The organism is Mesorhizobium sp. 113-1-2, assembly GCF_016756475.1.
Classification (GTDB): domain Bacteria; phylum Pseudomonadota; class Alphaproteobacteria; order Rhizobiales; family Rhizobiaceae; genus Mesorhizobium; species Mesorhizobium loti_C.
In genome coordinates this window covers 4,150,007-4,172,545 of the sequence record NZ_AP023242.1, presented here as the reverse complement: position 1 = coordinate 4,172,545, position 22,539 = coordinate 4,150,007, and the positions used below count along the sequence as shown (strand labels likewise).

The window sequence follows — 22,539 nt, the reverse complement described above, 5'->3', positions numbered from 1 at the left end:
GCGAGCCCCTTCCGCTCAAACAGAACCGACAGGCTTTATGCGCGCACTCCAACTTATCGAGGACCGCCGTCTTGAAACGGTGGACCTGCCGCCCCCGCCGCCACCCGCACTCGGCGAAGTCACGCTGCGCATCAAGGCGGTGGCGCTGAACCACATCGATGTCTGGGGTTGGCGCGGCATGGCCTTCGCTAAGCGCAAGCTGCCGCTGGTCGTCGGCGCTGAAGCCTCCGGCGAGGTCGAAGCGGTCGGCCCTGGCGTTTCCAGCCTGCTGCCTGGACAATTGGTGTCGATCTATGGCGCGCGCACCTGTGGCCTTTGTCGCGCCTGCCGCGAAGGCCGCGACAACCTGTGCGAACATGTTTCCGGCGTTCACGGTTTCCATCTCGACGGCTTCGCGCAGGAAAAGATCAACCTGCCCGCACGCCTGCTGGTCCCCGCCCCACCCGGCGTGACCGACATTGGCGCCGCGGTGGCGCCTGTCACCTTCGGCACGGTCGAGCACATGCTGTTCGACAACGCCAGGCTTCAGCCGGGTGAAACCATCCTCGTCCATGCCGGCGGCTCCGGCATCGGCTCGGCCGCCATTCAGCTGGCCAAGCGGATGGGTTGCACCATCATCACCACGGTCGGCTCGAATGACAAGATCGACAAGGCCAGGGCGCTCGGCGCCGACCATGTCATCAACTATCGCGACGACCGCTTCGAAGGCGTCGTGCGCAAGCTGACGAAGAAGAAGGGCGTCGATGTCGTGTTCGAACATGTCGGCGCCGACACCTTTGCCGGCTCGATGCTGTGCCTGAAGCGCGGCGGCCGCCTGGTAACCTGCGGCTCGACCTCCGGCGTGTCGACGCAGATCAATCTGATGCAGCTGTTCCAGCAGCAACTGAAGTTGCTCGGATCCTTCGGCTGCCGCATGGAGAACATGGCCAACGCCATGCAGAAAATGGCGGCGGGACAGGTCGCACCGGTCATCGACACCGAGGTCGGATTCGACGATATCGACGCCGCGCTGAAGCGCATGGAAGACCGCGACGTCTTCGGCAAGATTATCCTGCGCGTCGCCTAGGGTCTTGACCTCGGTGCTCAAGAAGTTTCGCCGCGACCTCAGATTTCGCTACGGCCGGCAGTTGCGCCAGGCGAACTACTGGCTGGTTGCGCGTGCGGCGATGATCATCCTTTCGGTGCTGCGCCTGCTGCCGGTCGACAGCGCATTGAATTTCGCCGACCGGGTCGCGCGCCTCATTGGCCCCCGGGTCGGGCGCCATCAGGTCGCTATCGACAATCTGCGCAAGGCCTATCCGGAAAAGAGCGAGGACGAAATCCAGGCCATCGCCTCCGACATGTGGGGCAACATGGCCCGCCTCGCCGCCGAATACATCTTCCTCGACGCCCTGTTCGACTATGACCCTGCCGCCAGCAAGCCCGGCCGCGTCGAGGTCAAGGGAGTAGAACATTTCGTCGAGATCGCCGCGGAGAAGCAGCCGCACATCGTCTTCACCGGCCATCTCGGCAATTTCGAGCTGCTGCCGGTGGCGGCGGCCACTTTCGGCATGAACATCACGGCGCTGTTTCGCCCGCCCAACAACCCATACCTCGCCGACTACATCCTTTCGACGCGGCGCTCGACCATGGGGGCGCTACTGCCGTCGATGGCGGGAGCCTCGTTTGCCCTGGCGTCTGTGTTGGAAAACGGCGGCAATATCGGTGTCCTTGTCGACCAGAAATTCTCCAACGGTCTCGACACGACCTTCTTCGGCCGCCCCTGCCAAAGCAACCGGGTGCTCGGCACCCTTGCCCGCCACTATGACTGCGACGTCTATCCGGCGCGTTGCATCAGATTGCCAGGCAACCGCTTCCGGCTCGAGATCGAGGACAAACTGGTCTTGCCGCGCACCGCTGACGGCAGCGTCGACGTCCACGCCACCACCCAGATGCTGAACGACGTGGTCGAGCGCTGGGTGCGCGAGGATCCCGGCCAGTGGATGTGGTTCCATAAGAGGTGGGAGATCAGCAACTGGCGGCGCAAGAAGCGACCGCAGGCAAAGGCGCCCGCCGCGAGCAGCTGACCACCTTCCTTGGCCCTCTCCGGCACTCATGGGCCCACAATCCAGACATTCGTAACATTGCTGGTCAGGGAATCTTAAACGGGCGCGGTGCAGATACCCCAGAAGATGTTCATCGACTGGGATGGAGCCCGTGGCATGACGAATATCGAGATGCCGCGCCTGGATCGGGATGGCGTCGAAGATCGTTCGTTCGGCCGCCTTGGCCGGGCATTGTCGCATCTGCGTCAGCATGGCTTGCTTGAACCGATAAGGCTCGTCCATCGGCATGGCCTCGGCGCAAGCCTTGGCTTTGTCCAGCGCAACATCAGGCATATGTTCGCGGACCGGCTCGCCCGGAAATGGGATCGCCGGCACGGCGTCGATACGGCAGGGTCGATCCAGCTCGGCGGCCTCAACGTCGTCGGCCCGCACCGCGCCAAGGGCAATGAAGCCGTCTGCACCTCGCCGAAAACCTTCGACTTCATCATGAAGTCGCTGCCTCGCGATCTCCATGACCATACATTCATCGACATCGGTTCCGGAAAATCACGAACGCTGCTGCTGGCGTCACGATATCCCTTCGCCGAGATCATCGGCGTGGAGTTCGCACGGGAACTGGTGGACATCGCCCGAAGCAACATCGAGCGTTTCCGGGACCCTTTGCAGAAATGCCGGGCGCTCAGTGTCGTCGAGGCAGATGCGGCGGCCTACGATTTTCCGGAAGCGCCGCTGGTGGTCTATTTCTACAATCCCTTTTCCAAGGACGTTTTCGACATCGTCCTGAAAAATCTCGTGTCGTCGCTTGAGCGGCGCCCGCGGAATTGTTTCGTCGTCTATGGAAGCTCGAGCCACCGCGCCATCGATTGGGCGAGACCCGCAATCCGCGAAACCGGCATTTTCCGGGAACTGCCCGTGCCGGCGATGCCCGGCTTCCGCGATGCGATCCGCACCATCGACTATGCGGTCTTTCAGGTTCAGGCCGCGGCGTAATTTCTGCCTTTGCCGCTTTGAATGAAACGCGCGACGGTGCGTGCGGCAAACGGCGTGCCGGCGGTGAATCGCATCAGCGGGCCGAAACTGCCGACCGCGCTCGCGCCGACGAAATGCAGGCCGGGAATGCTGGATTCGAATCCCGCGGAAAGCAGCGGCAGCCCCTCCCGGCGGGCAATCGCGGCAAGCATATCGGGCGCGAACAGGCCGAGCTTGGCGATATCGATCCGGTAGCCCGTGCCGAGCAGGACGTGGTCGAAGGTGACGGCATCCTTCTCGAACCGCAGTTCGATGCCATTGCTTTTGGCGGACGCACTGATGATCCTGTTGCCGGCATTGACCTTTATCCCATCGAAATCCGGCTTCAGCCAACCCGTCGCGCCGGCGCCGAGGCTGCGCCTGTTAAGCCCGGCCCTGGCTGGCTCCGGGAAGCGGTGCACGAAGCCTGGAACCTCGACCAGCCAGGAAATCGGGAACGGGCCGACCCTGGAAGGCGATGCGAGCCGCTCCGACAGGAAGTCGCGCAAGCTCCAGCTCTGCTTTCCCGACAGTGCCCGATAGCCCAGCCAATGGATGTCGCCATGGCAGATAAGCTCGACATCGGCGCCGCTGCGCTTGAGCAGAACGGCGGATTCGCAAGCGCTTTGCCCGCGCCCGATGACGGCGACGCGCTTGCCGCGGAAGGCCTCATAACCAGTATGCTCGCTGGCATGGCTGACCAGTTCGCGAGGGATTCCGTCGAACACGGCGGGGATCAGTTGCTGGTTCATCAGGCCGGTGGCCACGACAACGCGGCGTGCCTTGACGGCATCGCCATCGGCCAGTGCCAGACGAAATCCGCTGTTCGCCTTCTCGACGCGGCCGACCCTGCGCGTATCCAGATCCGGAACCGCCTGGGCCTGAATCCACAATCCATAGTCGACGAAGTTTTCGAGCCACAGCGGTTCGCGGGGCGAGATTCCGAGGACCTTCGCGTAGGAATCGAGCGAGAGCGGACCTTTGGTGTGGCCAATATAGGTCGCGTGCCAGGGCGAGCGCAGCCGCATGCCTCTCGGCATATGATCGCGCCAGAAGGACATCGCGCCACCGAATGTGAGCGTATCGACGCCTGCCGCCTTGAGGGCGGAAGCGGCGGCCAGCCCGAAAGGACCGGCACCGATCACGGCCACCTCGCAGTCGGTCCTGGGCATGAAAGCGGTCATCTCAGTGGTCTCGCCTGTCTGTTTCTGCAGCCGTGGAACTCACTCAGTCACGCGGCCGTCCTAAACATTCCCGGGTTAAGATTGCGGAAAGAGGCTTCCTCCGGCCATTGCTCAACTCACAAAAGCCGAAGCAGCCGCCGCGTCAGCACTCTCCAGCCCGTCAAAGGCACGTCGATCAGGCCCGGTATAGGGTCCTTTGCCTGGAATGTCGCCCAAGCCCGTACTTTGGCGAATGAGCTGAAATAGGCCCGCTTCTTCAGCCGGCCGGCCGAGATCAGCTTGCCGGCCGCCACCATGTCCCGAACCAGATACATCCAGGACGTAGCGGGCCGCGCTGTGGCTGTCTGCACCGTTTGACCCGATTTGGTCGCCCAAAGCATGGCGCCGAGGTCGACGCCGGCGGCGGCACCCAGCCCAAACCAAGTCCAAGGCCGTGGGTTGACGTCGAGCACCTTCATCGAGCCATCGCGCGCGTCGCGCTTGAATTCGACCTCGACCAGCCCGTGATGCGCGATTGACGCAAGCAGCCGGCGCGCGGCGTCGATCAGTTGCGGTTCGTCGACAATCTCCACGAAGGTGCTGGTGTAACCGAAGTCGACCGGATACTGCCGCGTGCGGCGGGCGGTGAATTCCGCCACCGGCGCGCCCTTGTTCCAGAGCGCCGCGTAAGAGAATTGGCCCTCTCCTCCGCCCGGTATCATTTCCTGAACCACGACATTTCCGCTGCCGATCTCTTCGGCAGCCCAGGTGTAGGCTGTCAAAAACGATGCCTTGTCATGGGTGAGAACGGCCTTGGCGCGCGCGAAACGGCTGCGCCCGCCCATGTTGGGCTTCAGGATGACGGGAAAGCGAAGGTCGGCTGCCGCTGCCTGCTCGAGTGAAGTGATCTCATAGGTCAGCGGAACCGCAAGCCCCAGTTCGCGCGCCCGGCGATAGAGCAGCGGCTTTTCGCAAACCCATTTCAGCTGTTCCCACGGCGGCAGCACCACATCGAATACGGCGGAGAGTTGGTCGATCGATTGCGATACGAAGCGAACTTCCGGATCGCCGCCCGCGATCAGCAGAAAACCGCCCAGTCCCTGAACCTTGGCCAGATTGAGCAGGAAGGCGACGGCACCACCGTCATCGGGACCGGGCCACGTCATTGTCCGCTGGGCATATCGCGAAAAGCTGGGCAACGGAGTGTCGTTGCTCACCAGCCAGACAGGCACTTTCTGGGCGCCGAAGCTCCTGGCCAGCGCCAGCGTCCCGTGCGCCCCGCCAAGAATGAGCACCCCGGCGGGCCGGTTAGGAACACGATCGTCCATCTCTGGCTGGGGATGCATCTGTCAGTTCCGGCAAACGGCGCGCAATGGCAAGTGTCCCGGCGAACCGATTGACCGCCCGCAGCACTTAAGAGAGCCCTAATAATTCAAACTGCCCGGTACTGCTGATTGTTCTCAGTCAGGCAATGGCATGGAAAGCACACCCCTTATCCCTCGGCAATAGCCGTCCGTGTCGGAACAGGTAGAACCTTAACCGATTGTTGTAGCCGCCAGTAGAAAGTCTCGCGCCGGGCTCTGGCCCGGCAACGAGAATTCGCGCTTGCAACTAGTTCGTCACGACAATGCGCGTGTTGCCGAAGCCCACTTCCCGCACCATCGAATAGAACGTCGCGGCATTGGCCGTGTGTAGCCGCACGCAGCCATGCGAGGCCGGGCGGCCAAGTTGCCTGACCGCACCCGTCCCATGGATGGCATAGCCGCCATGGAAGAACACGGAATAAGGCATCGGCGACATATCGTATTTGCGCGAATACCACATCCGCGCGGTCCGCTGCGGCCGGTAAGTGCCACGCGGCGTGAAATAGCCCGGACGCGCGGTCGACACGACCCAGCGATAAACCTCCGACCCGTACCGCACCGTCATCGTCTGCGACGACACGTCGATATTCGCTTCCAACATCGCCGCGTAACTTGCGGACGGCGTACCCAGCAGCGCGGTTGCCAACATCGCCGCTGTTACGAGAAAGAACTTCTTCATGCGATCAAACCCCTTTGATTGCCCCTTGCCTGCTTGCCATCACGTTGTTTTTCACCTTTTTAATGGCAGTGAACAAATAGCACACAGTCCTTGATCAATTCGCCAATCCAAAGCAGCGAATTTGAACGATTTCCCGCGATAGTTGCCGTTACGACACGTCGCAGCGACTTGATTGCCGGCGGGCTTGCAATGCAACGTCGATCACTGCTCAACTCTCCCGATGAACGAACGACTCCTTCAAGCAATCGATGACAGGCGCGACGATGTCGTCGCGCTGACCGCCGACCTCATCCGTTTTCCGACCATCAATCCACCCGGCGAAGCCTACCGTCCATGCGCCGAATATCTCGGCGCGCGGCTGAGGAAGCGTGGTTTTGAAACCGAATTCATCCGCGCCGAAGGCACGCCCGGCGACACCGATCGCTACCCGCGCGTCAATGTCGTGGCCCGCTTCGACGGCCGGTCACCCGGCGCCTGCGTCCACTTCAATTCGCATATCGACGTGGTCGAGGCCGGTGAAGGCTGGACCGTCGATCCCTTTGCCGGTGTCGTCAGGGACGGCAGGGTCTATGGCCGTGGCGCCTGCGACATGAAGGGCGGGCTGGCTTCGTCGATCATCTCCGCCGAAGCCTTCATGGACGTCTATCCCGACTTTCCCGGCGCCATCGAGATATCGGGCACGGTCGACGAAGAGTCCGGCGGCTTCGGCGGCGTCGCCCATCTGGCCAGGCTCGGCTATTTCTCGAAACCCAGGGTTGACCACGTCATCATCCCTGAACCGTTAAACAAGGACCGCATCTGCCTTGGCCATCGCGGCGTCTGGTGGGCGGAGATCGAGACCAAGGGCGAGATCGCGCACGGTTCGATGCCGTTTCTCGGCGACAATGCGGTGCGCCATATGGGCGCCGTGCTGAGAGCTTTCGAGGACGAACTGTTCCCGGCGCTCGACCGCAAGATGACGCGCATGCCGGTCGTGCCCGAAGGCGCCAGGCGCTCGACCATGAACATCAACTCCATCCATGGCGGCCAGACCGAGGATTTCCGGCCCGGCCTGCCCTCGCCCAACGTGCCCGATTCCTGTCGGCTGACCATCGACCGCCGCTTCCTGCTCGAGGAAGACCTCGCCACGGTCAAAGGCGAAGTGACCGGCATTCTGGAACGCCTGAAGCGAGAGCGCAAAAAATTCGATTACGAGATTCGCGACCTGATGGAAGTGCTGCCGCTGATGACCGAGCGCGACGCGCCGGTGGTCAAGGCGGTGGCGCAAGGCATTCATGCGATCTTCGACCGCGAGCCCGACTACGTCATTTCGCCCGGCACCTACGACCAGAAACACATTGCCCGCATCGGCCACATCTACGACTGCATCGCCTATGGACCCGGCATTCTCGACCTCGCCCACCGGCCGGACGAATGGGTGGGCATAGAGGACATGGTGGAATCGGCCAAGGTGATGGCGATCGGGCTCAACGTGCTGCTGCGCGGCACAGCCGGATGAGCGGCCCGCGGCGCAAAAACATTTCTCCTGGCGCCGCGCGACAGCACGAAACGCAATTTACTCCCGCGCGAAATCACGCTTCTATCCGCCAGCTTGAGCATTTGAGCACATAGGGAGTTCAGCGATGAAGCTTTGGAAGACCCTTCTGGCCGCAGCCGTGCTGGCGTTCGCAACCGCCACTTCGGCGTCTGCCGCCCGGACCGATCTTGTCATCGGCATTCCGCTTGAACCCCCGCATCTCGACCCGACGGCGGGAGCGGCCGCGGCAATCAGGGAGGTCACCTACGCCAATGTCTTCGAGGGCCTGACCCGGATCGGCCCCAATGGCGAGGTTCTGCCGGATCTCGCCGAAAGCTGGACCATTTCAGATGACGGCAAGGTCTACACGTTCAAGCTGCACACCGGCGTGAAATTCCACGACGGCGCCGATTTCAGCGCCGACGACGTGAAGTTCTCGCTCGACCGTGCCCGCGCGGAAAACTCCCTCAACGCGCAAAAGCAGCTCTTTGCCGCCATCGACAAGGTCGACGTGGTCGACCCCGCCACCGTCAAGGTGACGCTCACCCACCCGCAGGGCTCGTTCCTCTACAATATGGGCTGGGGCGACGCGGTGATCGTGTCGCCGAAATCCGCCGACGCCAACAAGGAAAAGCCTGTTGGCACCGGCCCCTTCAAATTCGAGAGCTGGGCCAAGGGTTCATCGGTCACCCTGGTGAAATCGGATCATTACTGGGGCACCCCTGCTTTCCTCGAGAAGGTCGAGTTCCGCATCGTTCCCGATGCCGCGGCCGCGGTGCCGGCGCTGCTGTCCGGCGACATACAGGCTTTCCCCTTCTTCGATCCCGACAGCGTCTCCCAGGTCAAGGACGATCCGCGCTTCAAGGTGGTGGTCGGCGCGACCGAAGGCGAGACTATCCTGTCCATCAACAACAAGAAGCCGCCCTTCGACAAATTGCAGGTGAGGCAAGCGATCTCCTATGCGCTCGACCGCAAGGCGATCATCGACGGCGCCTCGGCCGGGCTCGGCCTGCCGATCGGCTCGCATATGTCGCCGGCCAACAAATACTATGTCGACCTGACCGGCCGCTATCCGCACGACGTCGCCAAGGCCAAGGAACTGCTCAAGGAAGCGGGACTGGAGAACGGCTTCAAGGCCACGTTGAAGCTGCCGCCGACGTCCTATGCGCGGCTCGGCGGCGAGATCATCGCCTCGCAGCTCCGCGATGTCGGCATCAACCTCGAGATCATCCCCGTCGAGTGGGCGCAGTGGCTGGACCAGGTGTTCACCAAGAAGGACTACGACCTGACCATCGTCTCCCATACCGAGCCGAACGACATCGATATCTACGCGCGCAAGGACTACTACTTCAATTACGACAACCCTGCCTTCAACAAGGTCATCGCCGATCTGGAACTGACGTCCGACGAGGCCAAGCGCAAGGACTTGTATGCGCAAGCGCAGAAGATCCTGGCCGATGACGCGGTGGTCGGCTTCCTCTACGAACTGCCCAAGGTCGGGGTCTGGGACGCCAAGCTGCAAGGGTTGTGGGAAAACGCGCCGATTCCCGCCAACGACCTGACCAAGGTGAAGTGGTCGGATTGATTTCACCCTTCCGAGAAATGCGTGGCTCCGGAAGTGAAATTGCTTCCGGCGCCTGCCTTTTTCCGGCACGTTGGTGCGGATGACCGCCTACCTCCTCAAGCGCCTCGCCATCTCCCTCGCCACGCTGCTACTGGCCTCCATTGTGGTGTTCGCCGTGCTGGAAATCCTGCCCGGCGACCCGGCGCGGCTGATGCTGGGCATGAATGCCAGCGCCGACCAGGTCGAACTGCTGCGCAACCAGATGGGCCTGAATGCTCCCCTGCTCTGGCGTTACCTGCACTGGGCCGGCGGCCTGCTCAGTCTCGATTTAGGCCGCTCCTACACCTATTCGGTGCCGGTCATCGATCTCGTGCGTGAACGGCTTGTGGTCTCGCTGCCGCTGGCGCTGATCGCGCTTGCGCTCTCCACGATCATCGCCATTCCGGTCGGCCTGTTTTCCGCCAGCCGGCGCGGCCGGGCCGGCGACACGATTTCCATGGGCGCGGCACAGCTTGGCGTCGCCGTGCCCAATTTCTGGTTCGCGCTGATGCTGATCTATGTCTTCGCCGTATGGCTGCGGCTGGTGCCGGCCGGCGGCTTTCCCGGCTGGAGCCCCGGCATCTGGCCAGCGCTGAAATCCCTGCTGCTGCCAGCCGTGGCGTTGGCGCTGCCGCAAGCGGCGATCCTGGCGCGCGTCACCCGCTCGGCGCTGATCGAGGTGCTGAACGAGGACTATATCCGCACCGCCCGCGCCAAGGGTCTGCCCTATCGTGCCGTTCTCTGGCGGCACGCGCTGCGCAACGCCATGATCCCGGTGCTGACCATTCTGGGCCTGCAATTCGCCTTCCTGCTCGCCGGCACCATCATCATCGAGAATGTTTTCTATCTCCCCGGCCTCGGCCGGCTGGTGTTCCAGGCGATCACCCAGCGCGACCTGATCGTCGTCGAAAGCGTCGTCATGCTGCTGGTCGCCGCCGTCATTGCCGTCAACCTGGTCGTCGACCTCTCCTATGCGGTCGTCGATCCACGCCTGAGAAGCCGGCAATGACGCTGCACATCGACATCCCTGAGGAGACGTTCAGCTCCATCCTGGCCAAGGCTTTCAGGAACACGGCATTCGTCACCGGCTTCGTCATCACCTTGCTGATCCTGGCGATGGCTGTCGTCTCCTATATCTGGACGCCTTACGATGTGACGAAGCTGGTCATATCAGACAAGACGCAAGGTCCCTCGCTGGCGCATTGGTTCGGCACCGACCATTTCGGCCGCGATATCCTGTCGATGATCATGGTCGGCGCCCGCAATTCGATCGCCGTGGCACTTGTCGCGGTCGGCATCGGCATGGGCGTCGGCGTGCCGCTCGGCGCCTTCGCCGCGGCGCGTGGCGGCCTCGTCGACGAGGCGCTGATGCGCGTCAACGATCTCGTCTTCGCCTTTCCGGCGCTGCTGTCGGCGATCATGATAACCGCCATCTTCGGGCCGGGCGCCGTCAACGCCATCATCGCCATCGGCATCTTCAACATCCCGGTCTTTGCCCGCGTCGCGCGTGCCGGCGCACTGGCGATCTGGCCGCGCGAGTTCATCCTGGCCGCGCGCGCCGCCGGAAAAAGCAGCACGCAGATATCGATCGAGCATGTGCTGCCCAACATCGCCACGCTGCTCCTGGTGCAAGGCACCATCCAGTTCGCGCTGGGCATCCTGGCCGAAGCCGGGCTTTCCTATCTCGGCCTCGGCGCGCAGCCGCCCATGCCGAGCTGGGGCCGCATGCTGTTCGACGCGCAGACCCGCATGGTGGTTGCGCCGTGGATGGCGATCTTTCCCGGCATGGCGATCGTCATCACCGTGCTCGGCCTGAACCTCCTGGGCGACGGCATCGCCGACATTCTCGACCCGAAATCGCGGCGGCAGCGATGAGCCTGCTGGAAATCGACAAACTGTCGCTGACCATCGGCGACACACAGATCCTGAAAGACATGGAGCTCTCCGTCGCATCTGGCGAAGTGATGGGGCTGGTCGGCGAATCCGGCTCCGGCAAATCGATGACGGCGCTGACGGTGATGCGGCTTCTCCCGCATGCCGCGCGCGCCACCGGGCGCGTGACATTCGACGGAATAGACATTCTCGGAGCAACCGAGGACCAGATGTGCGCGCTACGCGGCGACGACATCGGCATGGTGTTCCAGGAGCCGATGACAGCGCTCAATCCGGTCAAGACGATCGGCGAACAGGTGGCCGAAGGCATACGCTGGCACACCAAGGCCACACGCGCGACGGCCGAGGAGCGGGCGCGAAAAATGCTCGATCGCGTCGGTCTACCCGAAGCGAAATTCCCGCTGTCGCGCTATCCGCACGAACTGTCCGGTGGCCAGCGCCAACGCGTCGTCATCGCCATCGCCTGCGCGCTGAAACCGAAGCTCTTGATCGCCGACGAGCCGACGACGGCGCTCGACGTGGTGCTGCAGGCGCAGATCCTCGACCTCTTGCGCGATCTCGTCGCGGAAAGCCGCATGGGCCTGCTCTTGATCTCGCACGACCTCGCCGTGGTGACCGAGATGGCCGACCGCATCACCATCCTGCGCCATGGCGAGGTGATGGAAGCCGGCGACACGGCGCGCACGCTGTCGGCGCAACTCCACCCCTACACGCGCCAGCTGGCGCAGGCCTCGATGCATGTGCCGGCACGTGCGAGACCGCATGACGCAAGCCAAAGCAAGCCCCTGCTCCAGGTCGAAGGCGTGACCCGCGACTATCCCGGCCGCCGCGCCTCCCTGTTCAAACGGGCGGCCCCTATCCACGCCGTCGACGATGTCTCGCTGTCGATCGGGCCGGGCCAATCGGTGGCGCTGGTCGGCCGCTCCGGTTGCGGCAAGTCAACGCTTGCCCGCATGATCCTGGCGCTCGACAAGCCCAGCCAGGGCACGATCCGCTTTCGCGGCGAGACCATCACCGGCAAGAGCGAAGCCGAGCTGAAGCCCGCCAGGCGCGACATGCAGGTTGTGTTCCAGGACCCCTACGGCTCCTTCGATCCGCGCCAAAAGGTTGAGAAACTGGTCGCCGAACCCTTGCATGTGTTGGAGAAGAAGCCGACGCGCACTGAACGCCGCGAGATGGTGGCGCATGCGCTGCACGAAGTCGGCCTCGATCAGCGCGACATGGACAAGTACCCGCACGAATTTTCAGGCGGCCAGCGCCAGCGCTTGTCGATCGCCCGCGCCATCATCACCCGTCCCAAGCTGGTCGTTGCCGACGAGCCGGTCTCGGCGCTCGATGTCTCGATCCGTGCCCAGATCCTCGATTTGTTCGCCGAGCTCAACCAGAAGCTCGGCATTGCCTATCTCTTCATCACCCACGACCTGACCGTCGCCCGTGCGATCACCGACGAGGTGCTGGTCATGCATGACGGCAAGATCATCGAGCGCGGCAAGACCAGCGAGGTGCTGGATCATCCGCAGTCCGAGGCCGCCAGGGCGCTGGTTGCCGCCGCGCCGGACCTGCACAGGGCAATCGCGAAACGGATGCAGGAACAGGGGTAAAGGCCCCACAAACCTCGCTCGCAACGCATATACCAAGCGCAAAAATCCAAATATGGTTTGGAGAACCAAACAAGCAGGGGGCTCCATGCGGTCGCGTCGAAGGATTGTCGCCGGAGTGTTCGGATTGTTGATGGCCGGGGCGGCGTTTGCCGGTCAACCGACCGAGTGTGACCGTCTGGCGGGCTCGCCCACCGATCCGAATCGGGTCGGCGAAGGAGTTGGCCTCTACGGGATCGACCCGGCCGCGGCCATCGCGGCTTGCGAAAAGACGCTGGCCGCCGATCCGAACAATCCGCGCCTGCTGTTCGACCTCGGCCGTGCGCATGAAGCAAGCGGAAGTGTCGGCTCGTCGTCGGCTGATGAAATGGCGCTGGCAGGCAAAAGCTATAAGAGCGCCGCGGACCAGAACTATCCCGCGGCCGAGGTTGCGTTGGCCGCCTTCTATTGGCGCGGCAGCGATGGTTTCCAGCAGGACACCAGCCAGGCCATGCTTCTTCTGAAAAACGCGATGGTGTCAGACTCAACGGAGGCCAAGTCGCAGCGCCGGAACCTGTTCGCGGATACGACCTTCGCCACCGACCCCCGCGAAGCGCAGATCCAATTCATCAAGCAGGCAGCCGACGCCGGCGACGCGGACGCACTCTACGCGCTCGGCCTGCCGTTGAGCCTGGCTGAAGACAGGCAAGCAGACGTCGTCCAGCTCTGGCACCAGGCAGCAGTGCTCGGCAGCGCCCAGGCGGCGTTTGATCTCGCCAGGATGTATTTCAGGGGCAAAGGCGGCCTGTCGCCGAACCCGGAAGAGGCGCTGCGGCTGATCCAGAAGGCCGCGGCCGGCGACGATCCCCAGACGTGGGACTTCGCGGCCAAGGCCTATGAGCGCGGCAGCTACGGCCTGCCGAAGGACGACAGCCAGGCCGCTCGGCTCTTCAGGCAGGCGAGCGATGCCGGCAACAAATACGCACTGTACGATCTCGGCGTGTTCTACGAGGAGGGCAAGGGCGGATTACCACAGGATTCGCGCGAGGCGGCACGCCTCTACAAGCTGGCGGCAGATCAAGGCAATGAAGACGCCGTTGTCGCCCTCGCCCATGACATGGCGGAAGGTCGAGGCGGCTACGAAGCGGACAAGGCCAAGGCGATCGCGCTTTTGAAGCGTGCTGCGCGCTGGAGCACGCTGGCAAAGGACGAGCTGACGAAGATGGGCGGATGACACGGCACGCGGTTCGGCGGCCACAAGGAAGGTTTCCTCGGCGCCGACAAACCCGTTACTCAGGCAGCGCTACTCTTCCGGCTTCACCACGTCGACCGGGTTGATGTCGAGCAGGTCGAGCGTGCGGCGCAGCAGGCGCACCTCGCTCTCGGCCAGCTGCGAATCCGCCTTGGCGATCTCCGCCATGTGCTGGGCCAGTTGCTTGCGCCGTTCGACATCGAGATCGCGAAACAGTGCGATCGCCTGCGAGCCATTGGTCTCGTAGCCGAACTCATTGAGATATTCGATGACGGCGTCGATACTGGTTTCCTGAATGCCGAAAGCGTCCTTGCAGATGCGCCGGAAGGCAACCATCTCGCTCTCGCTGACTGTCCCGTCGGCGAGGATCATGCGGAACAGCATCAGCAGTTCAGCCGACAGGACTGGATCGTCGGCGACCTTGCGCACGCCCGGGTCGCCGTCGAAGATGGAGCGTATCTGGTCCAGCAATGCGAATGCCATCGGGGCCTCTTTCCGGGTTAACGACGCACAAATACAAATCCAAGCGCGATGCGCTTGGATAGAGGTAGCGCGGAATCGGCCTTGCGCAAACAGGGCTGTCGTGGTCGAACGCCGTTATCCCGCCGACCGGACGTCTCCGCACATCAGATGATCGATCTCACCACCCAGACAATCGTCATGCTTGCGCTCGCCGCCTTTGCCGCGGGCTTCGTCGATTCGATTGCCGGCGGCGGCGGGCTGATCACCATTCCGGCGCTTTTGCTTGCCGGCTTCTCACCGGTCGAGGCGCTTGGAACCAACAAGCTGCAAGGCATGTTCGGCTCCGGGTCGGCGACGATCCACTACGCCTCCAGGGGCCATGTCGACCTGCGTCGGCAATTGCCGTCGGCGCTGCTGGCGGCTGCCGGGGGTGTCGTTGGCGCCTTGCTGGCCACCATCGTTCCTGGCGATCTCCTGCGCGCCCTGCTGCCCCTGGTGCTGATCGCCATTGCGCTTTATTTCGCGCTGAAGCCCAATATGAACGATGTCGACCGGGCCGAGCGCCTGTCGCCATTCCTGTTCGGACTGACCCTGGTACCGTCAATCGGCTTCTATGACGGCCTGTTCGGCCCCGGCGCCGGCTCCTTCTACATGCTGGCCTTCGTCGCCCTTGCCGGCTACGGCGTGCTCAAGGCGACGGCGCATACCAAGCTGCTGAACTTCGCCTCCAACATCGGCGGCTTCATCGTCTTTGCCGCTGTCGGCGTCATCTCCTGGAAGATCGGCCTTATGATGGGCGTTGCCCAGTTCCTCGGCGCCCGTGTTGGCGCAAGCCTGGCCATGCGCATCGGCGCCAGGCTGATCAAGCCGCTGCTGGTAATCGTCTGCGTGGCGCTCGCGGTGAAGCTGCTGGCCGACCCCGCCAACCCGCTGCGTGTCATGATTGGTGTGTGATCACGCGCCTGTTACTATGGCACTGTTCGAATCATGTTGGAGGAGCCACGCATGAATCTCAGCGCGCCTACCCAGATCGTTTTCATCATTTCCCTGGTCATCGCCATCATCGGCATTCTCGCCGCGCTTGGCGTTCTTGCCTTTATCCCGCTCGCATCGGTGTGGATCGTTCTCATTGCCTACATCGTGCTCGCCGCCGGCTGCCTGATGCGCGGCGCCTGACAGGTTTCCCTTGAAGTGGGGACAGAGAGCGCCCGGCCAAAAGCCGGGCGCTTTTGATTCCGGTGCACGGCTGATAGATTTATCGCGGCGGAAGGATGGCCAATGCCGATCGAGATGCAGCGCCGGAAGGAACAGGACCGCTCCATCGCGGGGCGCTTCGAGATGCGCCGGCGCCTTCCCGATCCTGGGCTTGATGGCATCGTGTCTGACATTTGCGGCTATCGGGAAACCGCGGCAGGTCATTTCCGCAATGTCGAATACGCCTCGCTGACCGTACCTCTGGTGGTCAGTTTCGCCGAGCCCTTCGCCATCGGCCTCGGCAAGGCGCCCGGCGACAAAGACCGCTTTGCCAGCTTCGCCGCCGGGCTTTTTGCTGGGCCGGTGATGATCGAATCCTTCGGCGCCGCTTGCTGCGTCCAGATCAACTTCACCCCGCTTGGGGCGCGCCGCTTCTTCCGCCTGCCGATGAGCGAGCTGACCGACAGCATGGTCGTCCTCGACGACGTGCTGGGCACCGAAGGCAGGGCGCTGCGCGAACAGCTTGGCAATGCGCCGGACTGGGCGTCGCGTTTCGACCTGGCCGAAGCCTTCGTCACCGCCCGTCTTGCCAGCGCTGCCGAAACGCCGCTGGAAATCGCCTGGGCTTATCATCGCATCATCGCATCAGGCGGCCGGACCCGGATTGCATCGATCGCTGAAAGAGTGGGCTGGAGCCGCAAACACCTCGCCGAAAAATTCAACGAGGCAACCGGCCTCGGCCCAAAGACGCTGTCGCGCATCGTCCGCTTCAACCGGGCGCTCGGCCTGTCGCGACAGCCGACGGCCGACTGGGCCGATATCGCCGCCGATTGCGGCTATGCCGACCAGGCGCATTTGGTGCGCGAGTTCCGCGACCTTGCTGGCGAGACGCCGACGGCACTTGTCAGCAGGTAACATTTCTTCAAGACGCTGGAACAGCCTTCGAACAGAGTGGGTTATCGACCAACCCAACTTTGAGGAGATCGACATGACCACCAGCAACGAAGCCCCACGCCTCTACCCTGCCCTGCGCTACAAGAACGCGGCGAAAATGATCGACTGGCTGGGGGAAGCGTTCGGCTTCAGCGTCCGTGCCCGCTATGGTGAAGGCGATGTCGTGCACCATGCCGAACTGGTCTTCGGCTCGTCGATGATCATGCTGGGCAGCGCGCGCGATGACGATTACGGCAAGATGGTCGGCGAACCCGGCTCAGGCGGCGGCAAGTCGATCTATGTCGCCGTCGACGATGCCGACGCCGCCTATGCCAAGGCAAAGAAGGCCGGCGCGACGATCATCCAGGAACTGACCAACCGCGACTATGGCAGCCGAGAATTCATCTGCCGCGATCCCGAGGGCAGTGTCTGGTCGTTTGGCACCTACTGGCCGAAGGCGGGCGACAAGGGCTGACACCGGCCTGAGGGGTGCTGAGATTCAGGTCAGGCCGAGCCGAAAATGACGGGTTCCGAGAACCGGAGCGGAGCGTACTTTTCCTACGTGAGCACCGGAAGCGCAGGAAGCCACCATTTGCAGGCCGGCCTCACCTGAATATCGGCGCGCCTCACCGAGCCAGCCCGAAAATCGCATCGCAGTCGAGATGGGTTTCCAGCTCGGCCGCGACCTCGTCCAGCGCGCGCTCGACTTCGGCGCGATAGTCGATGCCACCGCCCTTGATGCCGAGGCTTTCGATGAATTTCCCGCGAAAGCCGTCGGCGCCGAACAGGCCATGCATATAGGTGCCTAACACCTTGCCATCGGCCGAGATCGCACCGTCCGCGACACCATTGATGATCGCCGATGGTCGCATCGTGTCCGGACCCGTGGTGCGGCCGAGATGGATTTCATAGCCTTCGAGCGGGAGATCGAATTGCACCGAGCGCGCGCTGACGTTGCGCACCGTCTTCTCCGGCTCCATCACCGTTTCGATATCGAGCAGGCCAAGCCCTTCGGTCTCGGTGACGCTGCCCTCGATGCCGTCGGGATCGCGCACGCGGCGGCCGAGCATCTGATAGCCGCCGCAAATGCCCACGACATGGCCGCCGCGCTTGCGGTGCGCGGCAAGATCCCGGTCCCAGCCATTCTCGCGAAATTTCAGGAGATCGCCGATCGTCGATTTGGAACCTGGAATGACCACCAGCCCGGCATCGGCCGGCAGCGGCTTGCCGGGAGGCACGAACACCACTTCGACCTGCGGTTCGGCCTTGAGCGGATCGAGATCGTCGAAATTGGCAATGCGGCCAAGCATCGGCACCGCGACCTTAAGCGCCCGCGCCTCGCCGGACGCCAGCCGTTCCAGCACCACCGAATCCTCCGAGGGCAGCCGCGCCGCCGCCTTCAGCCACGGCACCACGCCAAAGCAGCGCCAGCCGGTGAATTTCTCGATCGCCTTCAGGCCGTCATCGAACAGCGAAACGTCGCCGCGGAACTTGTTGATGAGATAGCCGACGATCATGCGCCGATCCTCTTCCGGCAGGATCAGATGCGTGCCGGCGACCGAGGCGATGACGCCGCCGCGATCGATGTCGCCGACCAGAACCACTGGTACATTGGCACGCGTGGCAAAGCCCATATTGGCGATGTCGCGGCTTCTGAGGTTGATCTCGGCCGGCGAGCCGGCACCCTCGACGATGACCAGATCGGCGCCCTCACCGACCTTGCTCCAAGAATCCAGCACGGCATCCATCAGCCGGGCCTTAAGCGCCTGGTAGTCGCGCGCCCGCGCCTCGCCGAACACCTTGCCCTGGACGATCACCTGCGCGCCGACATCGGTCTGCGGCTTAAGCAGCACCGGGTTCATGTGGACCGACGGCGCGACGCCGCAAGCGATCGCCTGCAGCCACTGCGCGCGACCGATCTCGCCGCCGCTATTGCTGTTGTCGCCGGGAATATCGGCGACGGCGGCATTGTTCGACATGTTCTGCGGCTTGAACGGCCGCACTTTCAGGCCACGATTCCTGGCGGCGCGGCACAGGCCGGCGACCAGCACCGTCTTGCCGACATCCGAACCCGTGCCCTGCAGCATGATCGCTTTGGCCATCAGTTCCGGCCCTGCGCCACAGTTCCGGTGATCGTGGATTTCTGCGCCAGCGGCCCGCCACGCCAGATGTAGAGCGCCAAAAGCGGCTCGCGGCCGGTTCGCATGGCGTGGCTGACATTGGCAGCGTGGTGGACGACTTCGCCGGCCTCCCGCTGGCGGAAGCCGCTCTCCCCCATGCGCCATTCCGTACCGCCGGTCAGTGGAATGTAGATCTCCTCGGCGACATGATGGTGGTCGGGATAGACGATCTCTGGCCCAAGGATCAGCAGGCCGGCCGCGACCTCGTCATTGGCGAAATGGCCACGCGTGCCGAACACTTCCAGCCAGCCGTAATTGTCGATGAAGGCCTTGCCGAAATCAGCCTCGGTGTAGGTCTGGCCCCAGCGCAATACGTTGCGCTGCTGCGCCAGCCATTGCACCAACGGTTTCGCAGCCGGTGGCGCCAAGTCTGCTGCGTCATCGAGATGCCGTACACAACCGAGCGGATGCGGCTCCAGCGCACGGGCCGGCATGTCCCAGCCAATGCGGGCCACGGCGTCGCGCACCAGGGCGTTGTCCACGCAAGCGAGATAGGCGTGGAATCGCCCAAGCAGCTCATCGAATTTTGTCGTCACATCTCGCTCCGGACATGCATTGATGCACAGCCGCTCCGCAGGGGATCGGGTTGCGCGGCGGCATCATTGGTCTAGATTGATGCCTGCGCAAAGCCAAAAACGACAGGCCAGCGGGCTAGCTGGCATATAGGGAGAGAACGCCATGGACGCCGCGGTCGATGCGAGCACCAGCCAGTTCGAACTCAACGAGGAACAGCGCGCCATCCAGGAGATGGCGCAGGCCTTCGCCGCCGACCGCGTCGCGCCGAATGCGCTCGACTGGGATCGCCGGAAGCATTTCCCGGCCGACGTCATCCGCGAGACCGGGCCGCTCGGCCTCGGCGGCATCTATGTCAGGGACGATGTCGGCGGTTCCGCGCTCGGCCGCCTCGACGCCGTGCTGATCTTCGAGGCGCTGTCGCATGCCGATCCTGGCTTTTCGTCCTTCATCTCGATCCACAACATGGTGGCCTCGATGATCGACCGCTTCGGCAATGACGAGCAGCGCCAGCGCTTCCTGCCGAAGCTCACCTCCATGGAATGGCTGGCAAGCTACTGCCTGACCGAACCGGGCTCCGGCTCGGATGCCGCGGCGCTCAAGACCCGCGCGGTGAAGAGCGGCGGCGACTATGTGCTCAACGGCGCCAAGCAATTCATCTCGGGCGCCGGCGACAGCGATGTCTATGCCGTGATGGTGCGCACCGGCGCCGACGGGCCGAAAGGCATCTCCACAATCGTCGTGCCGAAAGATGCGCCTGGCCTCTCCTTCGGTGCCAACGAGCACAAGATGGGCTGGCATATGCAGTCGACCCGCCAGGTCATTTTCGAGGACTGCAAGGTGCCGGCGGAAAACCTTTTGTCGGGTGAAGGCGCCGGTTTCGGCATCGCCATGGCCGGGCTCGATGGCGGCCGGCTGAACATCGCCGCCTGTTCGCTGGGCGGCGCCCAGTCGGCGCTCGACAAGGCGCTGTCCTACACCGCCGAGCGCAAGGCCTTCGGCTCGAAGATCAACCAGTTCCAGGCGCTGCAGTTCAGGCTGGCCGACATGGAGACGGAGCTGCAGGCGTCGCGCATCTTCCTCTATGCGGCGGCCTCCAAGCTCGACCGCAAGGCGCCCGATGCCGGCAAATGGTCGGCGATGGCCAAGCGCTTCGTCACCGATACCGGCTTCAACGTCGCCAACAACGCGCTGCAGCTGCTCGGTGGTTACGGCTATCTGCACGATTACGGCATCGAGAAACTGGTACGCGACCTCAGAGTCCACCAGATCCTCGAAGGCACCAACGAGATCATGCGCGTCATCATCGCGCGGGCATTGATCGGCCGCTGAAGCCAATAAACTCCGGGAGTGAGACAATGACGACGATCGCCTTCATCGGCCTCGGCAATATGGGCAATCCAATGGCCGTTAACCTGGTCAAGGCTGGGCATCAAGTGCATGGCTTCGATCTGATGCCCGAGAATTTGACCGTCGCGCGCGAGCAGGGCGTCGTTGTCATGGCCAATGCGCCGGCCGCCGTGAAGGATGCCGATGTGGTGATCACCATGCTGCCCGCCGGCAAGCATGTGCTGTCGGTCTATGAGGACATCGCGCCCAAGGCGAAAAAGGGCGCGCTGTTCATCGATTCCTCGACCATCGACGTCGACTCGGCGCGCAAGGCGCATGCGATTGCCGCGAAGCACGGCCTGCTCTCCATCGATGCACCCGTCTCGGGCGGCACCGGTGGTGCGGCAGCCGGCACGCTGACCTTCATGGCCGGCGGCTCGAACGATGCCTTCGCCGCCGCCGAACCTATCCTGAAGCCGATGGCGGGCCGCATCGTCCATTGCGGCGGCGACGGTGCCGGTCAGGCGGCGAAGATCTGCAACAACATGATCCTCGGCATCTCGATGATCGGCGTCGCCGAGGCTTTCGTGCTGGCGGAAAAGCTCGGCCTGTCGCATCAGGCGCTGTTCGACGTCGCCTCGACCTCGTCGGGCCAGTGCTGGTCCTTGACCACCTATTGTCCGGTGCCCGGCCCGGTGCCCACCTCCCCCGCCAACAGGGATTACAAGCCAGGTTTTGCCGCGGCGCTTATGCTGAAAGACCTGAAATTGTCCCAGGAAGCAGCACTTGGCGCGGGCGCGGTGACTCCGCTTGGCGCCGAGGCGGCGCAGCTCTATGCCCTGTTCAACGCCCAGGGGCATGGCGGCGCCGATTTCTCCGGCATAATTAATTTTCTAAGGGGTAACCCAGCGTAACCAACGGATTTTATGGGTTTTTCCCGGATCAACCCGGCAGAAAACCCGCAAATTTAGATTTGCTTAAGCTCTCGATAACTCCGCGGTAACGATGTCCCTATAAAACGGATGGCGAGGCGGACATATCGCATCCGCCCGGCGCTCCGGATCAGGTCTCGCGTACCGGAGCCCGTAAGTTTCGCAGTGTTTCAGTAGCGAAACGCCATGCGTATCTGGCAAAGCCGCGTTCCCGATGGAGCGCGGTTTTTGCGTTTCTGCCGCACACAATCAAGCCTTGCGTCTATATTCCGATCGCCGCGTTCGGGATTGGCACATGATCTTCGTTCGTCAATACGATCGGCGCATCCACCCCATCCACCCTGACCACCAGCAGTCGTATGCTCCATGTGCCTGCATTGCGAACCAGGTGGGAAAACACGGTACCTTTGCCTTTGGCGCCATGGACCGGAATGCCGAACTGGGCATCGCCGGCGCCATTCGCGTTGACGTTGAGACTGCCGCCAACCCAGAAATTGTCGGTCATATCGTCGCCGATTGCGGCTTTCACGCGGGTGTCGGCGCGAATGGCATCCATGGTCATGTGGTAGGCATCACTGCCTTTCAGGATGTAGGGAACGCTGCCGACCGACGCCGCGCAACCGCCGATCCCCACCACCCAGACGACCAGCCCGGCGATCGCCCAGTTGCGCTGCGTCTTGCGGAACTGCTCCGCGTCGCGCCAGGCCCGTTCTGCCAGGCCCAGCGGCTGCCGCGTGCGCCAAGCACAAAGATCATGATGAGGTTGACGACCGGGATCAGCGCCAGCAGCGCGATGAAAGTGCTGTTGCCAATTCCCCAGATCCAGTTGAGGAAGAAGGCGCCCCAATTCCAGCGATCGAGTTCGGCCGGGATTTCAGCCGGCTGGTTGAGCGGTT

Annotated in this window: 22 protein-coding genes; 15 read left to right on the top strand and 7 right to left on the bottom strand. The window is 63.2% G+C overall.

Translation table 11 applies throughout. The features are described from left to right. Positions 1 to 37 precede the first annotated feature (37 nt). The 3 genes from JN279_RS20225 (at position 38) to JN279_RS20215 (ending at position 3,035) form a co-directional block, all read left to right on the top strand. Positions 38 to 1,066, top strand: a complete 1,029-nt coding sequence (locus JN279_RS20225) for a zinc-binding dehydrogenase (protein ID WP_202350071.1) — start codon at positions 38 to 40, stop codon at positions 1,064 to 1,066. A 13-nt stretch (positions 1,067 to 1,079) separates the two neighbouring features. Beyond that, positions 1,080 to 2,066: a lipid A biosynthesis lauroyl acyltransferase gene (locus JN279_RS20220; RefSeq protein WP_202350070.1), complete on the top strand. Its 987-nt coding sequence runs from the start codon at positions 1,080 to 1,082 to the stop codon at positions 2,064 to 2,066. Between the two features lie 135 nt (positions 2,067 to 2,201). After that, positions 2,202 to 3,035: a class I SAM-dependent methyltransferase gene (locus tag JN279_RS20215; protein ID WP_244734052.1), complete on the top strand. Its 834-nt coding sequence runs from the start codon at positions 2,202 to 2,204 to the stop codon at positions 3,033 to 3,035. Here the strand turns inward: JN279_RS20215 and JN279_RS20210 are convergent. The 3 genes from JN279_RS20210 to JN279_RS20200 all read right to left on the bottom strand — a co-directional run bounded on the left by JN279_RS20210 (position 3,020) and on the right by JN279_RS20200 (position 6,259). Beyond that, the gene (locus JN279_RS20210) at positions 3,020 to 4,237 is read right to left on the bottom strand and encodes an NAD(P)-binding domain-containing protein (protein ID WP_096446928.1); all 1,218 of its coding nucleotides are present in this window, start codon (positions 4,235 to 4,237) and stop codon (positions 3,020 to 3,022) included. The two genes, JN279_RS20215 and JN279_RS20210, sit on opposite strands and share 16 nt — an antisense overlap. A gap of 116 nt (positions 4,238 to 4,353) precedes the next feature. Next, positions 4,354 to 5,562: a carboxylate--amine ligase gene (locus JN279_RS20205; protein ID WP_244734050.1), complete on the bottom strand. Its 1,209-nt coding sequence runs from the start codon at positions 5,560 to 5,562 to the stop codon at positions 4,354 to 4,356. 265 nt (positions 5,563 to 5,827) lie between these two features. Next, positions 5,828 to 6,259, bottom strand: coding sequence for a L,D-transpeptidase (locus tag JN279_RS20200; protein WP_096446930.1), 432 nt, complete (start codon positions 6,257 to 6,259; stop codon positions 5,828 to 5,830). Positions 6,260 to 6,479: 220 nt separating this feature from the next. Here JN279_RS20200 and JN279_RS20195 point away from each other — a divergent pair, with 220 nt between their 5' ends. From JN279_RS20195 to JN279_RS20170, 6 genes are all read left to right on the top strand, one after another. After that, positions 6,480 to 7,757 carry an acetylornithine deacetylase/succinyl-diaminopimelate desuccinylase family protein gene (locus tag JN279_RS20195; protein WP_202350069.1) on the top strand — a complete coding sequence of 426 codons (1,278 nt, stop codon included), beginning with the start codon at positions 6,480 to 6,482 and terminating at the stop codon, positions 7,755 to 7,757. Positions 7,758 to 7,881: 124 nt separating this feature from the next. Beyond that, positions 7,882 to 9,360, top strand: coding sequence for an ABC transporter substrate-binding protein (locus tag JN279_RS20190; RefSeq protein WP_096446934.1), 1,479 nt, complete (start codon positions 7,882 to 7,884; stop codon positions 9,358 to 9,360). A gap of 79 nt (positions 9,361 to 9,439) precedes the next feature. Next, positions 9,440 to 10,387, top strand: coding sequence for an ABC transporter permease (locus tag JN279_RS20185; RefSeq protein ID WP_096446936.1), 948 nt, complete (start codon positions 9,440 to 9,442; stop codon positions 10,385 to 10,387). Continuing rightward, on the top strand, positions 10,384 to 11,253 hold the full coding sequence (locus JN279_RS20180) for an ABC transporter permease (RefSeq protein ID WP_202350068.1): 870 nt from the start codon (positions 10,384 to 10,386) through the stop codon (positions 11,251 to 11,253). The genes JN279_RS20185 and JN279_RS20180 overlap by 4 nt, the downstream gene beginning before the upstream one ends. Further along, on the top strand, positions 11,250 to 12,872 hold the full coding sequence (locus JN279_RS20175; RefSeq protein ID WP_096446940.1) for an ABC transporter ATP-binding protein: 1,623 nt from the start codon (positions 11,250 to 11,252) through the stop codon (positions 12,870 to 12,872). Before JN279_RS20180 ends, JN279_RS20175 begins: the two co-directional genes overlap by 4 nt. Beyond that, a complete protein-coding gene (locus JN279_RS20170; RefSeq protein ID WP_202350067.1) occupies positions 12,814 to 14,082 on the top strand; it encodes a tetratricopeptide repeat protein in 1,269 nt (422 codons plus the stop codon). The genes JN279_RS20175 and JN279_RS20170 overlap by 59 nt, the downstream gene beginning before the upstream one ends. 69 nt (positions 14,083 to 14,151) lie before the next feature. Here the strand turns inward: JN279_RS20170 and JN279_RS20165 are convergent, their stop codons facing one another. Further along, the gene (locus tag JN279_RS20165; RefSeq protein WP_096446944.1) at positions 14,152 to 14,583 is read right to left on the bottom strand and encodes a TerB family tellurite resistance protein; all 432 of its coding nucleotides are present in this window, start codon (positions 14,581 to 14,583) and stop codon (positions 14,152 to 14,154) included. A gap of 147 nt (positions 14,584 to 14,730) precedes the next feature. Between JN279_RS20165 and JN279_RS20160 the strand changes: the two genes are divergently transcribed. The 4 genes from JN279_RS20160 (at position 14,731) to JN279_RS20145 (ending at position 17,164) form a co-directional block, all read left to right on the top strand. Further along, the gene (locus tag JN279_RS20160; RefSeq protein WP_096446946.1) at positions 14,731 to 15,516 is read left to right on the top strand and encodes a TSUP family transporter; all 786 of its coding nucleotides are present in this window, start codon (positions 14,731 to 14,733) and stop codon (positions 15,514 to 15,516) included. Between the two features lie 51 nt (positions 15,517 to 15,567). Further along, complete coding sequence (locus tag JN279_RS20155) at positions 15,568 to 15,738, top strand: hypothetical protein (protein ID WP_080511798.1); 171 nt, start codon at positions 15,568 to 15,570, stop codon at positions 15,736 to 15,738. Positions 15,739 to 15,840: 102 nt separating this feature from the next. After that, the gene (locus tag JN279_RS20150; RefSeq protein WP_096446948.1) at positions 15,841 to 16,671 is read left to right on the top strand and encodes a helix-turn-helix domain-containing protein; all 831 of its coding nucleotides are present in this window, start codon (positions 15,841 to 15,843) and stop codon (positions 16,669 to 16,671) included. Between the two features lie 73 nt (positions 16,672 to 16,744). Further along, positions 16,745 to 17,164: a VOC family protein gene (locus tag JN279_RS20145; protein ID WP_096446950.1), complete on the top strand. Its 420-nt coding sequence runs from the start codon at positions 16,745 to 16,747 to the stop codon at positions 17,162 to 17,164. Between the two features lie 151 nt (positions 17,165 to 17,315). Here the strand turns inward: JN279_RS20145 and JN279_RS20140 are convergent, their stop codons facing one another. Beyond that, positions 17,316 to 18,791: a cobyric acid synthase gene (locus JN279_RS20140; RefSeq protein WP_096446952.1), complete on the bottom strand. Its 1,476-nt coding sequence runs from the start codon at positions 18,789 to 18,791 to the stop codon at positions 17,316 to 17,318. Beyond that, positions 18,791 to 19,405 (bottom strand): dimethylsulfonioproprionate lyase family protein, encoded by a 615-nt coding sequence (locus tag JN279_RS20135; protein ID WP_096446954.1) that lies wholly within the window; start codon positions 19,403 to 19,405, stop codon positions 18,791 to 18,793. The genes JN279_RS20140 and JN279_RS20135 overlap by 1 nt, the downstream gene beginning before the upstream one ends. Positions 19,406 to 19,547: 142 nt before the next feature. Here JN279_RS20135 and JN279_RS20130 point away from each other — a divergent pair, with 142 nt between their 5' ends. Further along, entirely contained in the window at positions 19,548 to 20,714 is a 1,167-nt protein-coding gene (locus JN279_RS20130; RefSeq protein ID WP_096446956.1) for an isobutyryl-CoA dehydrogenase, read from the top strand. A 26-nt stretch (positions 20,715 to 20,740) separates the two neighbouring features. Further along, complete coding sequence (gene mmsB / locus JN279_RS20125; RefSeq protein WP_096446958.1) at positions 20,741 to 21,625, top strand: 3-hydroxyisobutyrate dehydrogenase; 885 nt, start codon at positions 20,741 to 20,743, stop codon at positions 21,623 to 21,625. 280 nt (positions 21,626 to 21,905) lie between these two features. On the opposite strand, the gene JN279_RS20120 is transcribed toward mmsB, so the two are convergent. After that, on the bottom strand, positions 21,906 to 22,490 hold the full coding sequence (locus JN279_RS20120; RefSeq protein WP_244734048.1) for a cytochrome c oxidase assembly factor Coa1 family protein: 585 nt from the start codon (positions 22,488 to 22,490) through the stop codon (positions 21,906 to 21,908). Positions 22,491 to 22,539 lie beyond the last annotated feature (49 nt).

Bases quoted from the DNA above. Each gene is read 5' to 3' on its own strand.
- JN279_RS20155 (WP_080511798.1), top strand. From the start codon at position 15,568: ATGAATCTCAGCGCGCCTACCCAGATCGTTTTCATCATTTCCCTGGTC.
- JN279_RS20215 (WP_244734052.1), top strand. From the start codon at position 2,202: ATGACGAATATCGAGATGCCGCGCCTGGATCGGGATGGCGTCGAAGAT.
- JN279_RS20190 (WP_096446934.1), top strand. From the start codon at position 7,882: ATGAAGCTTTGGAAGACCCTTCTGGCCGCAGCCGTGCTGGCGTTCGCA.
- JN279_RS20180 (WP_202350068.1), top strand. From the start codon at position 10,384: ATGACGCTGCACATCGACATCCCTGAGGAGACGTTCAGCTCCATCCTG.
- JN279_RS20210 (WP_096446928.1), bottom strand. From the start codon at position 4,237: ATGACCGCTTTCATGCCCAGGACCGACTGCGAGGTGGCCGTGATCGGT.
- mmsB (WP_096446958.1), top strand. From the start codon at position 20,741: ATGACGACGATCGCCTTCATCGGCCTCGGCAATATGGGCAATCCAATG.
- JN279_RS20165 (WP_096446944.1), bottom strand. From the start codon at position 14,583: ATGGCATTCGCATTGCTGGACCAGATACGCTCCATCTTCGACGGCGAC.
- JN279_RS20225 (WP_202350071.1), top strand. From the start codon at position 38: ATGCGCGCACTCCAACTTATCGAGGACCGCCGTCTTGAAACGGTGGAC.
- JN279_RS20160 (WP_096446946.1), top strand. From the start codon at position 14,731: ATGATCGATCTCACCACCCAGACAATCGTCATGCTTGCGCTCGCCGCC.
- JN279_RS20145 (WP_096446950.1), top strand. From the start codon at position 16,745: ATGACCACCAGCAACGAAGCCCCACGCCTCTACCCTGCCCTGCGCTAC.
- JN279_RS20195 (WP_202350069.1), top strand. From the start codon at position 6,480: ATGAACGAACGACTCCTTCAAGCAATCGATGACAGGCGCGACGATGTC.
- JN279_RS20205 (WP_244734050.1), bottom strand. From the start codon at position 5,562: ATGCATCCCCAGCCAGAGATGGACGATCGTGTTCCTAACCGGCCCGCC.
- JN279_RS20140 (WP_096446952.1), bottom strand. From the start codon at position 18,791: ATGGCCAAAGCGATCATGCTGCAGGGCACGGGTTCGGATGTCGGCAAG.
- JN279_RS20130 (WP_096446956.1), top strand. From the start codon at position 19,548: ATGGACGCCGCGGTCGATGCGAGCACCAGCCAGTTCGAACTCAACGAG.
- JN279_RS20185 (WP_096446936.1), top strand. From the start codon at position 9,440: ATGACCGCCTACCTCCTCAAGCGCCTCGCCATCTCCCTCGCCACGCTG.
- JN279_RS20175 (WP_096446940.1), top strand. From the start codon at position 11,250: ATGAGCCTGCTGGAAATCGACAAACTGTCGCTGACCATCGGCGACACA.
- JN279_RS20200 (WP_096446930.1), bottom strand. From the start codon at position 6,259: ATGAAGAAGTTCTTTCTCGTAACAGCGGCGATGTTGGCAACCGCGCTG.
- JN279_RS20150 (WP_096446948.1), top strand. From the start codon at position 15,841: ATGCCGATCGAGATGCAGCGCCGGAAGGAACAGGACCGCTCCATCGCG.